15 protein-coding genes and 1 other annotated feature are annotated in these 13,703 nt (G+C 42.1%); of the genes, 2 read left to right on the top strand and 13 right to left on the bottom strand.

Translation table 11 applies throughout. The features are described 5' to 3' along the window. Nucleotides 1-46: 46 nt before the first annotated feature. The 3 genes from KR50_RS17510 to KR50_RS17520 all read right to left on the bottom strand — a co-directional run bounded on the left by KR50_RS17510 (nucleotide 47) and on the right by KR50_RS17520 (nucleotide 1,261). A complete protein-coding gene (locus KR50_RS17510) occupies nucleotides 47-286 on the bottom strand; it encodes a hypothetical protein (RefSeq protein WP_041061645.1) in 240 nt (79 codons plus the stop codon). 137 nt (nucleotides 287-423) lie between these two features. Next, on the bottom strand, nucleotides 424-609 hold the full coding sequence (locus KR50_RS17515; RefSeq protein WP_041061647.1) for a hypothetical protein: 186 nt from the start codon (nucleotides 607-609) through the stop codon (nucleotides 424-426). A gap of 184 nt (nucleotides 610-793) precedes the next feature. Further along, nucleotides 794-1,261 carry a hypothetical protein gene (locus tag KR50_RS17520; protein ID WP_041061649.1) on the bottom strand — a complete coding sequence of 156 codons (468 nt, stop codon included), beginning with the start codon at nucleotides 1,259-1,261 and terminating at the stop codon, nucleotides 794-796. Between the two features lie 514 nt (nucleotides 1,262-1,775). On the opposite strand from KR50_RS17520, the gene KR50_RS17530 reads away from it, so the two are divergent. Next, a complete protein-coding gene (locus tag KR50_RS17530; protein ID WP_269746119.1) occupies nucleotides 1,776-2,042 on the top strand; it encodes a TetR-like C-terminal domain-containing protein in 267 nt (88 codons plus the stop codon). Between the two features lie 60 nt (nucleotides 2,043-2,102). On the opposite strand, the gene KR50_RS17535 is transcribed toward KR50_RS17530, so the two are convergent. The 7 genes from KR50_RS17535 to KR50_RS18845 form a co-directional block, all read right to left on the bottom strand. Beyond that, nucleotides 2,103-2,333, bottom strand: coding sequence for a hypothetical protein (locus KR50_RS17535; protein ID WP_041061653.1), 231 nt, complete (start codon nucleotides 2,331-2,333; stop codon nucleotides 2,103-2,105). 260 nt (nucleotides 2,334-2,593) lie between these two features. Further along, nucleotides 2,594-3,127, bottom strand: coding sequence for a putative glycolipid-binding domain-containing protein (locus KR50_RS17540; RefSeq protein ID WP_041061655.1), 534 nt, complete (start codon nucleotides 3,125-3,127; stop codon nucleotides 2,594-2,596). 14 nt (nucleotides 3,128-3,141) lie between these two features. Beyond that, a complete protein-coding gene (locus tag KR50_RS17545) occupies nucleotides 3,142-3,609 on the bottom strand; it encodes an NUDIX hydrolase (protein WP_041061658.1) in 468 nt (155 codons plus the stop codon). A 444-nt stretch (nucleotides 3,610-4,053) separates the two neighbouring features. Further along, nucleotides 4,054-7,143 carry an isoleucine--tRNA ligase gene (ileS, locus tag KR50_RS17550; protein ID WP_041061660.1) on the bottom strand — a complete coding sequence of 1,030 codons (3,090 nt, stop codon included), beginning with the start codon at nucleotides 7,141-7,143 and terminating at the stop codon, nucleotides 4,054-4,056. Between the two features lie 85 nt (nucleotides 7,144-7,228). After that, nucleotides 7,229-7,452, bottom strand: a binding site (T-box leader). 96 nt (nucleotides 7,453-7,548) lie between these two features. Then, nucleotides 7,549-8,505, bottom strand: a complete 957-nt coding sequence (locus tag KR50_RS17555; RefSeq protein ID WP_041061662.1) for a GGDEF domain-containing protein — start codon at nucleotides 8,503-8,505, stop codon at nucleotides 7,549-7,551. 38 nt (nucleotides 8,506-8,543) lie between these two features. Next, nucleotides 8,544-9,419 (bottom strand): EAL domain-containing protein, encoded by an 876-nt coding sequence (locus KR50_RS17560; protein WP_041061663.1) that lies wholly within the window; start codon nucleotides 9,417-9,419, stop codon nucleotides 8,544-8,546. A gap of 551 nt (nucleotides 9,420-9,970) precedes the next feature. Beyond that, on the bottom strand, nucleotides 9,971-10,093 hold the full coding sequence (locus KR50_RS18845; RefSeq protein ID WP_269746114.1) for a hypothetical protein: 123 nt from the start codon (nucleotides 10,091-10,093) through the stop codon (nucleotides 9,971-9,973). 242 nt (nucleotides 10,094-10,335) lie between these two features. On the opposite strand from KR50_RS18845, the gene KR50_RS17565 reads away from it, so the two are divergent. Then, complete coding sequence (locus tag KR50_RS17565) at nucleotides 10,336-10,827, top strand: hypothetical protein (protein ID WP_041061664.1); 492 nt, start codon at nucleotides 10,336-10,338, stop codon at nucleotides 10,825-10,827. Nucleotides 10,828-10,966: 139 nt separating this feature from the next. Here KR50_RS17565 and KR50_RS17570 read toward each other — a convergent pair whose 3' ends face one another. The 3 genes from KR50_RS17570 to KR50_RS17580 form a co-directional block, all read right to left on the bottom strand. After that, nucleotides 10,967-11,548: a histidine phosphatase family protein gene (locus KR50_RS17570; RefSeq protein ID WP_041061666.1), complete on the bottom strand. Its 582-nt coding sequence runs from the start codon at nucleotides 11,546-11,548 to the stop codon at nucleotides 10,967-10,969. A 135-nt stretch (nucleotides 11,549-11,683) separates the two neighbouring features. After that, complete coding sequence (locus KR50_RS17575; RefSeq protein ID WP_041061667.1) at nucleotides 11,684-12,775, bottom strand: hypothetical protein; 1,092 nt, start codon at nucleotides 12,773-12,775, stop codon at nucleotides 11,684-11,686. Nucleotides 12,776-13,006: 231 nt separating this feature from the next. Further along, a complete protein-coding gene (locus tag KR50_RS17580; RefSeq protein WP_052477198.1) occupies nucleotides 13,007-13,651 on the bottom strand; it encodes a hypothetical protein in 645 nt (214 codons plus the stop codon). Nucleotides 13,652-13,703: the final 52 nt, after the last annotated feature.

Consider the following 13,703-nt stretch of genomic DNA (forward strand, 5'->3'; position numbering starts at 1 on the left):
ATTTCACTTATTTATATTTCTATAAAAACCTTTCAGCGAAAGAAACTTACACTCCCCTTTTTTTGTTAACAGCAAGAGCACCCGCGATTAGAACGGAAACACTCATCCCCAATAAAAAAGTATACAGATTAAAATAGAGAGAATTTAAATGAATGCTTTCCCACCAGCTCCACCAGCTGCCCATCGGATAGTAAAGCTCTTTTTCTATTCTTGAAATAAACTCTACTTGAAAAAGCAGACAAACAAAACTGATCATCGAACTCATCACCATGATGAATAGAATCATCCATCCATTCCTCCGACTTAAGGTATTCGCCATTTTTCTTGTAAACACAACACACAATGAGAGAAACAGGAGGAATGAAACAAAGATATACGGGATATTCGGATTGCCGTTGCCAGAAATATATTTTGGTGAAGGAGTCAGTAAATCATAGTGATATAGAAATTAAAGGCATGAAATAATATAGCTATAAGGAGGATTACCGACTTAATCGTCTTTTTTTGTTCCTTTGCCAGCCTGATTGTTATGATTATGCCTGTCAGGAGAAGTGCAAATAAACCTAATAGAATGGCCTCAGTCGGCAGGTCCCCTATTAAATAATTCATATCATCTCCCCCCCTTATATTTTTGTTAAAACTCTAGCTCTTCTCTAACGTTTAATGATACATCTAGACGGTGATTCAACTACAATATCAAACAGGCCAGATTCACATTTCATAATATTCAAACTATTATTTCGTTAACAAAACCAAAGTTATAAATTATTCCTTAGTTTAGAAACGTTTGTATTCATTTTTCAGGCACTCTAATTTTATTTATCTGTAAAATCATCCCTATATTAACACCTATCCAAGCTCCAATAAACGGACCCGGACTAATAGGAGAGTCATATCTTTCATGGTTAAAATCTGTACTGAAGAAAAAAACGGATATAATTACACCTAGTACACTGAAGATGAGAATCTGCGCTAATCTATTTCGCTTCCAACGTTTCTTTCCCCAGTGTCTTTTGTCAAATTCCACTAAACGTTTACTTGTTTTTGTCCCGAAAACCCTTCCTGTCACCAGGGTGTATATTGAAATGGCTACGTATATCACCATCAAACCAAAAATTATTACAGTAATAAACGGCGAAAATACGTTTATGTCAAAATAACCGACCAGCACAACAATCAGCAGCATAGCAAGATTGTACTGTACTAGTCGTTTCTTTTTTAACTTCTTAATTTCTCGTAACTCCCTTTGTGATTCTTCCATTATTTGCACCCTTTCACAAGTTGATCTTACACTTCCCTGTTAATCAATCGTTGGCAGTTATTCATAAAAATTCCCAATCGAAATTCGAACGAAGAACATCACCCTTTCAGATCCTATTATTAGAAAATTTACTGCGTCTCGTTCACGTTTTCTCTCGTACGTATTACGCATTTAGTACGATCCTGTTAAACTCATCCTACCATATAGAACTAGATTTGGTACAAGATACCTATTATTTCATACAGCTTTCCTTTTCATCTATTACTTAGGTTAGAAACACATCAGTTTTATAACGGGAGATCCTTCCGCCTAAAGACCATTACCCCCATGAGATAAAGCGTTGCGGCTATTCCTCCCAGCATGAATAATTGAACACCATAGTTTCCCTCTTGAATCATTGCCTCCGAATCAAAGAGCGTGATGATCGTTGCATGTTCAAGGATTGAAAGACTGTCACTCCTGCTTGAAAGCATATTCGCTACAAAGGACACACTCATGATAATCCCGATATAGGATAAAATTAGATCACGGCGATCCCACATTTCAACGGAGAATCAAAGCCAGCATGAAGCCCATGGTGAAAGAAGTTCTTATTGCACAGGGAGCAAAAGACGGCTTTGAGCTCGATTACACATTGGAATATGCCTTGTCTTCGATGATTGGGATTTTGAGCTATTGGTATAACCAGGAAAACCCACCTTCACTTGAAGAGTTAACAGCGCTGTTGGGAGAGCTTTCGAGTAGTGGAGTGACGGGGAAATTGATGGGGTTGAGAGATTAGTCTGCTAATCGTAACAGCACAAAAAAAGAGCTTGGGTATCCAGGCTCTTACAAAAACCTTTTAAATTCTGTAGAAAAAGATTCTCCATATTGCGTATGTAATTCCATAACAGGCTAAATGGATGAGGGCATAAGCTAACGTTTGATCTTCACGGAATTCACTAACCGTTTGATTAAAAATACGGAGCGCATTCATCGTTATCGCAGTCAGAACCAGTAGAATCCCTAATATCATTCTACTTTTTTTCGATGCGTTTCCAAAAACCCCTTGTTTCTTTTTAGTAGCTGCCACTTCGACATAATCCCTCCTACTTTATAAATTCTATATAACATTCGTCTTACAGCCTTTCCCCCGGCACCTTCTTCTTTGTAGGCGGACGAATTGAAGAACTAAATTCTAGCTTCCTGCACTATCAACCGAAATTTGATGTGGATGAAGAGGCGCTTGGAACAATTGGAAAGGTTTTTCTGCTTGCCTTAAAGGGTCAGGGTGTTATTGGTTAATCTGCGTATTCTTTCATTTCAGAGTGGCTGATACAGCTCTGGAATTTCTCAAATGCGTTTAAACGCTTCCGGATACTCCACAACCAGCCCATCTTGGTCAACAAAAATCGTTGTTTCATAGTCTCGGCATTGGTACAGGAAAGACCGTTTCCCTCCTTGTTCTCCTGTAAAGGTATACATCTGCTCCACTTTTTCACAGGTAAGTGCAGGCATCTCTATGTATAAAACCTCAAGCTTTCTTTTTTGCCCAGCCTCCCAGAAAAACCGGTTGATCGGGAGAGAGTTTGAAAACGGCGTTGCGGAAATATCTATGTCCACTGCTCCCTTCATGTCTTCCAGCGACTCCCCGTCTTTCAGCCAGCTTCCTCTTCCATTTGAGGAAAGAGTAAGCGTTTTTTCTCCATTGTTAATCTCAACCCTCTTGGTTTCCCAGTGTCGATCCAGTTGGAGATCATACGTGATAGGAGAAGAATCCTCTGATCCATACACAGTGCTTTTAAATCTAATAGCTGTGTCTGTCTGAGTCAGATACGCTTCCTCCCTGCATTTTGTCTCAAGATTTTTCCATATGATTTTTTTCATCCATGTCTCCTTTTTTATTTAATAACAGGCGTCTGAACTCCCGCTGCCCAATCTTCAATAAATGGCAATTGATGCGGATTAACCTCCTGTGGGATATTGTTCTTATGTCTGAAACTGAGTTCACTTCCTTCAGCGCTCGTCTGAAGAACCCCGTCGTATTGGGTTGTACGAAAAACGAGTTGAATACTGAACACCTTGTCTCCATTTTCATATTGAGCAAAGCCTTTTTCACCAGAATAGATTCCAAACAGGGAGACATTTCTGATCTCCAGCCCTGTCTCTTCCCGCACCTCACGGATTAACGCGTCTTCCACCTTCTCACCAATCTCCAACAAGCCGCCTGGAATCCCCCATTGTTCATGGTCTGTTCGTTTTTGGAATAAAGCACGCCCGTGTTCGTCTTCAATGATTGCCCCGCAACCCACCGTCAACAGCATTTCGTGGCCAATGACCTTTCTCATTGCTGCTATGTAGTCATTCACTTTCCCAACTCCTTCCTTTTCCAATCATTTCAAAAATATATTTGAAATGCAAGGAAGGAATTAAAAAAAGCTGTGAAAGGCTTAAGGCCACTGATTAATAACAGCCGCAGCACACAGGACCTTTGTTCTTTTTGAAGATAGAAGGCGAGAAACCGCTCATATTTAGCATCGGCAGGCGACTTTTCTTTGCTGTAATGCATTTTCGGTGATAGGTAATGCCTCTTTTTATTTCTTCTCTCTTCATTCTTACTACTTCGTGTTCCAACTGAACCACTCCTATCATCAATTATTTTTGATCTATCATTTAACTATCATTAAGTAATTTCGATCTAAATTCAGCGTACTGTTTTTGTAAATTTTAAGTCAATAAATAATAAACTTTTTTAATTTATTGTAGCCATTAAAAAACCTGAGCAGCTATTCTCCTGCTCAGGCCTCCTTCTTCTATTTCACTATAACCAACTTCCCTCGATGCTCCCCAATCTCAAAGTCCTTCATGTCTTCTGCCTTACCAATCGTCAGTGTTTTCACAAGAACGTTTTGGCGGATGAGTTCTTCATTTTGACGAATGGCTTTCGTCAGTTCTTCGTCTCCGCTCAGTGTGATGTGGACGCGAAGATCGATTGGGAGGTCCTGTGTTTTTCGTTCGTCCTGAATGGCGCGAATGAGTTCACGGGCAAGTCCTTCTAATCTCAGTTCCTCGGTGATCACGGTATCCAGCATGACATGGAAGTCTTTGCTTGCGCCCATCGAAAGTCCAGGGTCTGCGATGCGTTCTGGCTGAAGCAGGTCCATTGGGACATCAATATCTTCGCCTTCTATTGGGACGACAGCTTTCCCTTCTTCTATCACGTTGGCAGCCTCCGAATCGGTCAGGCTTTCAAGATAGGCTTTTACTTTGCTGACATTTTTTCCGAGAACCGGTCCTGCTGCGCGGAAGTTCAGCTTGATTTCCCAGCGGACGAGATCATCGGAGGATTGTTTTACTGTGAGCTGCTTGACGTTTAGCTCATCCTTGATAATGTCACTGTATTTTTCAAGCGCTTTGCCTTGCTCCGGATTGACCGGGATGACTGTCAGCTGCGACAAAGGCTGTTTTGTTTTAATCGCTTCTGCATTTCGCACACCGCGGGCGAGTTCAACGACTTGAAGCACCGCCGCCATGTCCTGTTCCAGCTCTTCATCACGGTCGCCTGGATTGCTTGCCGGGAACAGAGCCAGGTGGACACTTTCGCCAGTCAGGTTCACATGGATATCGTCTGCCACAAACGGCACAAATGGCGCGAGCAGCTGACTCCCTTTCACAAGCACTGTGTGAAGGGTGTGGTAGGCTGCTTTTTTCGATTCATTCATGCCTTCCTTCCAAAAACGGTCACGTGAACGGCGGATGTACCAGTTGCTGACTTCTTCAATATACGCTTCTAGTTCTTTTGCTGCTTTCGTGAAATCGTATTGATCGAGCGACTCTTTCACAACCACTGCTACAGCGTTCAGACGGGAAATTACCCAGCGGTCAAGCAGCGTTTTTTCACCTGTGTCTGCTTCATTAAACTGATAGCTGTCGATGTTGGCATAAAGCGTGTAGAAGCTGTGAGTGTTCACCAGGGTATCAATGACTTTCGATTTTGCTTCCATTACGACACGTTCTGAGAAGCGTTTATTGTTCCACGGCGCACTGTCAGCTAAAAGTGCCCAGCGAAACGCGTCTGCGCCAAATTGATTGACAAGGTCCATTGGATTCAAGGCATTGCCTTTACTTTTGGACATTTTACGGCCTTCTTCATCTAAAATATGACCGGTGGAAAGTACGCGTTTATATGGAACTTTGCCAGTGAAAAGTGTGGAAACGGCAAGCAGACTGTAAAACCAGCCGCGTGTCTGATCAATTCCTTCACAAATCACGTCTGCAGGAAACTGTTTTTCAAATTGCTCTTTGTTTTCAAATGGATAGTGCTGCTGGGCAAACGGCATCGAACCGCTGTCAAACCAGACATCAATCACTTCCGGAACACGGTTCATCGTGCCCGCACATTTTTCACATGTAAGCTGAACGCGGTCCACGTATGGCTTATGAAGCTCAACCTCTCCAATGTCGCCAATTGCTTTTTCCTGAAGATCAGCCTGGCTGTTTGGTGCATATTGATGGTCGCATGTATCACAGATCCAAATCGGAAGCGGCGTGCCCCAGTAGCGGTTCCGTCCGATGTTCCAGTCCACCATGTTTTCAAGGAAGTTTCCAAAGCGCCCGTCTTTAATATGAGCAGGATGCCATTCCACCTGTTGATTGTTTTCTAAAAACTGATCCTTCAGCTGTGTTGTTTTAATAAACCAGCTTTCGATTGCATAGTAAAGCAGCGGGGAATCGCAGCGCCAGCAATGCGGGTAGCTGTGTTCGTATTTTTCTTTATGAAACAGCAGCCCTTCATTTGCCAGATACTTGACGATATCTACGTCGCAGTCTTTAACAAAGCGTCCTGCAAATGGCGGAATGTCTTCTGTGTAGCGTCCTTGTGAATCGACTACATTAAAGAAGGAAAGATCGGCTTCTTTAACTAAATTGTAATCATCTTCCCCATAAGCCGGAGCGATATGAACGATTCCTGTTCCGCTATCTGCGTTCACGAAATCGGCGGTGACAACAAAATGTCCCTTTTCTGGTTTTACAAAAGGAAATGGCGCGTGATAGTCCAGCCCCTTTAACTCGCTTCCTTTATGAGAAGAAAGTATCTCGAATCCTTCACCAAGGTTTTTTTCGGCCAATGCTTCTGCAACGATGAAGATTTCTCCGTCTTTTTTCGCTTTCACATATGTCAGTTCCGGATGGACGGCTAATGTAACATTTGCCGGCAGCGTCCACGGAGTCGTCGTCCAGCCAAGGAAAAATTCATTGTCTGTCCCTTTGACTTTAAATTTGGCTGTGGCGGATAGATCCTTCACTGTTTCATAGCCTTGTGCTACTTCATGCGAGCTCAGTGTTGTCTGGCAGCTCGGGCAATAAGGTGAAACGCGGTGACCTTTTGTCAAAAGATCGCGGCCGTGCAGATTGCTTAAGATGTACCAGACACTTTCGATGTAGCGGTTTTGCAGAGTGACATATGGATCATCCATATCGAGCCAATAGCCGATCGCTTCTGTAAATTCACGCCATTGCTTTTCGTAATTAAAGACACTTTTCTTGCACTCTTCGATGAACTTTTCCACACCGAAGTTTTCAATTTCCTGCTTGCCGGAAATGCCAAGCTGCTTTTCCACTTCAAGTTCGACAGGCAGACCATGCGTATCCCAGCCGCCTTTTCGCAGCACCTGATAGCCCTGCATCGTTTTGTAGCGGGCAACAAAGTCCTTAATAACGCGGCCAAGAACATGTCCTGCGTGCGGAAGACCATTTGCGGTTGGCGGTCCTTCATAAAAAACAAAGGTTTCCTCGCCTTCCCGTTCATTCATCGAGCGATTGAAAATCTGATTTTGGTTCCAATAGTCTTTCACGCGGTTTTCCCGATCGACCGCTGATTCTTTTGTATTGACACTGCGCATTGCTTCCACCTCAACCATTCAATTTTGTCGTGCACTCAGCAGCAGAGACTTTTTTGCATAAAAAAATCCGTCCCTGCTTGGTTAAAACAGGGACGGATTGGATCCGCGGTACCACCCATATTCCATGTGAAAATCACATAGCACTCGGTTAAAATCGGATAACGGCCGTCAACCGGTTTTCCCTACTTCTTGTTTTCAGGAAAACGTCTCAGAGATGATTTTCAACTGATTCCTGCCATCGCTTCTCAGCTTTTCGCGACTCTCTTTGGGTCAGGGGGCACAGCTTACTCTTCTCGTCATCGAACTACTTCAATTATTTCCAATATTTTATAACGAAATACCTGGGTTGTCAAAGTCCGAAATTTATTAAGTATGGGGTATTTGCCGCAGGCTGTAAACGCTCTTTTACACAACCATATAAGGCTCTGTGTAAAAACAGCTTTCACTCCTTTTTTTGCAGATCTTTTTCAGGCGGGTGGCTTCGTTTACAAGTTCTTCTACACTGCCAAACAATCCGTTGTGTTGTGTTACAGCTGCGATCGAAATGGCTACCAGCGCCATTTCTTCAAGCTGTCCTGAGCGATTTTCTGTGTAAATGAAGCGCTGTTGAAAGTGTTCTTTTGTGTAGAAGGAACGAAGACAATCGTCAAATTGCTGAATGATGGCGCTGCAGGAAGATTCGTATTCCATACCGGGAATGATGACGATAAAATCATCGCCACCAATATGCCCAAGAAAGCTGTCTGAACGGTCGAAGCAGCTGCGAAGGATCGTGGCGGTTTCTCGAAGAAGGTCATCTCCTTTTTTAAATCCGTATGAATCGTTATATGCTTTAAAGCGATCTAAATCAATGTACAAAAGAGTGAAGGGTTTTTGCTGCTCAAAGGCGGACGTAAGATGTTCATCAATCATCGTATTACCAGGCAGCCGGGTGAGGGGATTTAAGTAGCTGGCAAGCTCTGTTTGAATATCCGCCACAGTTGTAAGGAGCTTTTTAATACTGACGGCTCCATAAACGTTTCCGTCTTTTTTCACGACGACATCGTCATACACTTCATCATCGGGCCGTTCCATCGCCCATTTGCTGACTTCAATGACAGATGCAAAAAAATCCACAATAAGCGGAGAGGAATTTGCCAGCAAACCGATTGGCCGATTCTCATAGAGATTGTAGCCGTAGCGTGTTCCCATTTTCTGATAAAACTTTGTCCGGGTTATTAAAGCAGGCGGTTTGTCTGGATCCATAATGACAATACCCTGTAAGCCAGGTTCCTGCTGAAAAAGATCATCTACTTCACTGCAGACCGTGCAGTCTTTCATACAGCTGATTCCTTTGGCAATTTCCCCGATATACGCCATCATCTATTTATCCCTCTTTCATAAGGAAATCATTTCGTTTTTTATCCAAGTGCCATTATCGGACTCTCTTGCAGCTTCGTCGGTAATGTCGGCAAAATCCCCGGTTTGAGGCTTTGCTCAGGCCTCCCCAGAGCATATCCCTGCCCGAGATGAACGCCGGATTTTTGTAAATAAAGGAGCTCCGGTAGAATTTCAATTCCTTCCGCGATCACTGCTGTATTGGATTGCTGGGCAAAATTCACTAACAGATCAACCAAGTTCTGTTGAGCCGGATTAATGTGTATGTTGCGGATTAATGCTTTATCGAGTTTTAAAAACTCCGGTTTTAAGTACAAAATCGTTTTTAAGCTATTGTAGCCGGTTCCCGCATCGTCTACTGCAATACGAAAGCCCTGCTGGCGATAATTTTCAATTGTCCGTACAAACTGCCCGTAATCGGCCACGGTCTCTTTTTCCGTCAGCTCAAGTACAATCTGATCGGGCGACAAATTATATTTATTGAGCAAATCAAGTGTATGACCGCTTCGATAAGAAGGATCCTCAAGAATTTGCGGCTGGATATTCAAAAAAATTAATCCTCCGTCATAAGCATCCGACTGCTTCAGTTCTGACTCATATCGCTCTAGTGATAGATTGCGAAGAAAGCTTTCAAAAGCAAAAACCTTTCTGCTTTTTCCTACATGATCGTAAAAGGAATCCGTTGTTGGAAAAATTTTTGTGCTATTAGGACGATTTAAAATTTCAAATCCAATGGTACCACATTCTGTGAGTGAAATGATCGGCTGAAAAAAAGTTGTCATCTTCTCTTTCTGCATAAGCTCACGAAGCTCTCCATCTTTTTTGCTTTCCTCAAAGAAGTGGCTTCTATTCTCTTTTAAATATTTTAAATAATGATAAAAATCCGCTAGCCCATTCATCAATTAAAACTCCCTTTACCCATACTGAGGATCTCATGCTGTCAGCCTAGTATACGGTACGAACGTTGTTTTACATGAGAGGATAGATTAAGATTTAGTAAATTTGGATTTTGGGCAAAAAAGGAAAGTGATTCTGTAAAATACCACTAGTTTTTGGTGAACTCATTTTAAGAACCTGTACGGGGATTTTTACAACTAAAAACCATATAGTTTTATAGCCTGCACGGAGAAATGTACGTGATCAAACCACCCTCCGGAAACTGGCCCCAACTGAATGTAAAAAAACCTACACGGTTTGCCGGATAGGGAAGAGATTTCTGTAGAAACTTATTAACTTTTTTGTCTTTATTGCGCCGTATCACATTCGTTTTATTAGAATAAAGTTTAAGACCGCTATAAGTACGAAGCCAAAAAACACGAGGAGGTTATGCTTTAATTCAAAGAGGCTCACCTCCGCCCCTCGGAAAGTGTCCGACTGAAGCGAAAATGAACCCGGTCTGCTTTTAATGATTTAATAAGGACCTAATTTCAGCAGCCCCTGTTATCCTCATCTATCTTACGTTTTTATTCGCTTTTCTTTTCGCCATTTCTTTTTTCACCATCGGCACAACTTTTTCTTTCACTGTTCTTTGTACCTTAGGGTCACTCATCAGCTTCTTAATTTTTTTAATCATTGGTTATCCTCCGTTCATTGAAAATTAACTTCCTACTTATTAAATACCACAATCACTGACTTTTAGTCCTAACCTGCCCTTCGTTTAAATCTATATCGCCAGAAGTCGAATACTTGCAGAATTTGTTGAACGATTTTTAGAGATTTGTTTTACGATTTTACAGGGATTCAGCAGGCTGTGTCGAATTGCTAGTATAAGAGAATTTGCATTTATTCTAAACCAGATAAAGTGAGGCGAGCGTGATGTTCAACTGGATGCCATATAAGGAACAAGGCATATGTGAGAAAAGACTAACGAAAGTAATGAAGCGCTTGAAGATTGATTATTTTAATTTCAACTGGGATCGTAACAGCTGCTTTATTGAATTCACATACCAGGAGGAGGCTTATAAGCTAAAACACTCGATTGAAAAGGCGAAAAAAAGAGGCGTCATTTTAAAAAACGGGATGGATTGTCTGGTGGATCTGACACAGTCGCTTGAAGACCTTTGCGGGATTATTGAACGAGGCACGTATAATTTTGATACCTGGATTGCCGGTATGAAGCAGCCTTCTGAGAAAGCGGTCATTCAGGAAAGAGTGCATATTAAATACAAATCATTTGGCCAGCAAGAGCCGCCTGACTTCATTCGGAACGAACGCCTGATTCCTTTCGCTTCCGGCTCCACTGTCAGAAACTTTGACACAACCGGACAAGGAAGGCAGTTTAAACTGATTAAAAAGAACAGCAACTGAGAAAGAAATCATTGGGTTTAAATCAAATCAGTGTGAAAAAGCTCAGGCCTTCATGTTCTGAGCTTTTCGTTATGCAGGTAAATCTCGTTAATCAGGGCGGCATAGATCTGATTTAAAAGACTTTTACTTTGCTCCCCTTTTAAACTAGATGCTTCGAACAGTTAAATAGGGAACAATCCCATTTTGTTTCATCGTGCTTTAATATGGTTAAGGAAGTATTTTCCAATAGCGTTTCGGTAAATTGTTCAGGAAGCAGATGCTTTAACGTCAAGCCGATCAGTCCGCCGTGGCTGACGATGAGAATCTTTTTTCCTTTGTGCTGGGTTAGAATTTCTTCTATAAAAGCGGCTCCGCGCTGCGCTACGGTATCCTTTGTTTCAATGCCAAGCTCCTGCTCCCGCCAATTGTCTCCCCATCTCGTTACCCGATCTTCAATTGTCAGTCCTTCAATTTCGCCAAGATGCATTTCTCTGATTCGGTCATCTTGAATAGGTTTTTGCAGCCCTAATTCTTTCGCAATGGCTTCAGCTGTTTGTCTAGCGCGTGATAGGTCACTTGAAATGATGAGGTCCCATGTTTCGTCTTCTGAGGCAATTCTTTCTGCAACTCGGCGTGCTTGTTCTATCCCTTCTTCACTCAGCGGAATATCGGTATGTCCCTGAGCCCTTCCTGATCTGTTCCATTCTGTTACTCCATGTCTGATTAGTCCGATCGTTGTCATGTATATCATCCTTTCAGTTTTCGTTTCTGTCCTTATTTTACCATATAGAGGATCTTTAAAACATATTTTATCAGCCGTAACCCTTGCTTTGAATGGAAAAAACGCCCGTCCCTCAAACAAGGAACAGGCGTATTTTTATTGATAATTTACGATCGCTGGACTTGGGTCGAGCTTTACAACTTCTTCCGGCGTGATGACAGGCTCGTCTTTATCATAGAAGATTTTAAAGCCGCCATACTGGAAAGGCTGATCGCGTACATATTTTTTATATAGTGCCATTTTATCGGTGGAATTTCCCCAGCCATCAAAGTTAAGCGCGACTTGGACATTGTCTGTTGGCTGAATGGTTTCTTTATTCGTCAGCACATGATCTGTGAACTGATGGACAAGTAAGAACTTATCGGGCAGGTTGTTTTCCTCAGTCAGTTGGGTAAGGTATTCAACAGCTTCCTGAATTTCTTGTCCATCGACCTGGCCGAGGTCTTCACCAGGTACTTCGCCTTCACCAACATGGAATTCGGTATCGATTGCCAGGTGGACGTTCGGGTGCTTGAGCCATTTCTCAATGCTCTTTACTTGGTTCATCACTGTATCTGTCCCAAGCTGAATATCAAGAAGAACAATTGCATCGTGCTTCTCTGCAAGCTTTACATACTCCTCGATTTTTTCATCGGGAAGCTTGCTGACATACGTTCCATCTGGGCCTGGATCGCGTTGGGCCATCGTTGTAATCAGTTCGATTGTTGGAATCGCCGGCCTGTCCGGATCTGCATCCGAGTATGCCTGTGCCTGTTCTTTCAGCTGCTTCATAAACTCCTCAGGCTCAAGTGTCCCGAGAATCCCCATATTTTCAGATTGAGGAGTGCCGTAATAAGCCACGAGCCGGTGATCCTTAAGCGGTCCGTCTGTCTGATCCTCTATATCCTTCGCCAGTGTTACACCAACAGGAACAGAACGGGCAGGGTCACCGCCGAGCGCCATCTGTTGATCCGGCATACTTTCGAGCTCCTCCTCAGTTAAACTCTCCTGTAACGGAACAGCGTCTTCAGAAGGGGCTAATGCCTTGTATGGAGGCTCTGGCTCTGGCTCTGGCTCCGGCTTCTTCTCCACTTCTTGCGTTTCTTCTTTTTCCGCAGCTTCTTCCTCCTTCTTGGAAGTCTGTTCAGAACAGGCTCCAAGAAGCAGAATAAAGAAAGCTGTAATCAGCAGCCATCTATTTTTTACCATGTTATTTTCCACGTCCTTCGCTATGAAAAGATTGGGTATAGTTGAACAATGTAGAAATAAGCCTACCATAATAATCAATAGAGGTGGTTACTGTCATCAGAATGAAATCGAATTATAATAACCTCTATTTTTATGGATTCAATTCACAAACTTATTATCACTATGTTCAACCCTCTCTTGCTTCACGTTAGTACAACCTTTAACAATCCTTGATAGTTGCAAAAATTGCTATTACAGCATTCCCCAGATCAAATTAGTTTGAGCTGTAAGAAAGTATAAGAGCAACCCTATGAAGACAACTTTGATTATTTGTTTTGGTGATTGATATAAAACAAAAATTGTCGCTATCCATAATAGAAATTCCAATATGTATCTGATGTCAAAATACCAAAATCCAACTACAAAAGCCTGTCTTGACATAAACAGAATTAGTAAGGATGAAATAAAAATAGCTAGAATCCCTTTCCCTTTCGCATACCAACATATAAATGCCAAAAACGGGGAGATAACAGTCATACTAATCCAAATCATCATGTAGGATTGAGGAAAGAAACCAGCAGCCAAAACAGTGTATAGATAATAACTACCTACCATCGCTGCAAAAAATAAGAAAACATTAAAAGCAGACCTGACAGGTGATTTGCTATACACACAAAGAAGCACTGCAAGAAAAATCCAAACTCCCATACGTGAAAAGAAGTTTCCTAAATCCAATACTTCAAGGATAAAAGGGAATGAGTTACTGGCCTTTTCATCAAGCATCTTTGAAACTATACCCATACTCATTCCTGCGACTATTAGTAAAGCGGAATAGATGATTCTTCTAGCTATCGATATTTTTATTGGTGATCGGACTTCATTTAAATAATCTTTCATTTCTTCCCTCACACAATTTAAATTCTTAAGGAGACTTTATGGTTACAATTGA

The organism is Jeotgalibacillus campisalis (assembly GCF_000829515.1).
GTDB lineage: Bacteria > Bacillota > Bacilli > Bacillales > Jeotgalibacillaceae > Jeotgalibacillus > Jeotgalibacillus campisalis.

What these genes read in the sequence shown, in the direction of transcription:
- KR50_RS17570 (WP_041061666.1), bottom strand. Translation starts at nt 11,548, where the DNA reads ATGACAACGATCGGACTAATCAGACATGGAGTAACAGAATGGAACAGA.
- KR50_RS18845 (WP_269746114.1), bottom strand. Translation starts at nt 10,093, where the DNA reads ATGATTAAAAAAATTAAGAAGCTGATGAGTGACCCTAAGGTACAAAGA.
- KR50_RS17560 (WP_041061663.1), bottom strand. Translation starts at nt 9,419, where the DNA reads ATGAATGGGCTAGCGGATTTTTATCATTATTTAAAATATTTAAAAGAG.
- KR50_RS17510 (WP_041061645.1), bottom strand. Translation starts at nt 286, where the DNA reads ATGATTCTATTCATCATGGTGATGAGTTCGATGATCAGTTTTGTTTGT.
- KR50_RS17540 (WP_041061655.1), bottom strand. Translation starts at nt 3,127, where the DNA reads ATGAAAAAAATCATATGGAAAAATCTTGAGACAAAATGCAGGGAGGAA.
- ileS (WP_041061660.1), bottom strand. Translation starts at nt 7,143, where the DNA reads ATGCGCAGTGTCAATACAAAAGAATCAGCGGTCGATCGGGAAAACCGC.
- KR50_RS17580 (WP_052477198.1), bottom strand. Translation starts at nt 13,651, where the DNA reads ATGAAAGATTATTTAAATGAAGTCCGATCACCAATAAAAATATCGATA.
- KR50_RS17520 (WP_041061649.1), bottom strand. Translation starts at nt 1,261, where the DNA reads ATGGAAGAATCACAAAGGGAGTTACGAGAAATTAAGAAGTTAAAAAAG.
- KR50_RS17515 (WP_041061647.1), bottom strand. Translation starts at nt 609, where the DNA reads ATGAATTATTTAATAGGGGACCTGCCGACTGAGGCCATTCTATTAGGT.
- KR50_RS17565 (WP_041061664.1), top strand. Translation starts at nt 10,336, where the DNA reads ATGTTCAACTGGATGCCATATAAGGAACAAGGCATATGTGAGAAAAGA.
- KR50_RS17575 (WP_041061667.1), bottom strand. Translation starts at nt 12,775, where the DNA reads ATGGTAAAAAATAGATGGCTGCTGATTACAGCTTTCTTTATTCTGCTT.
- KR50_RS17555 (WP_041061662.1), bottom strand. Translation starts at nt 8,505, where the DNA reads ATGATGGCGTATATCGGGGAAATTGCCAAAGGAATCAGCTGTATGAAA.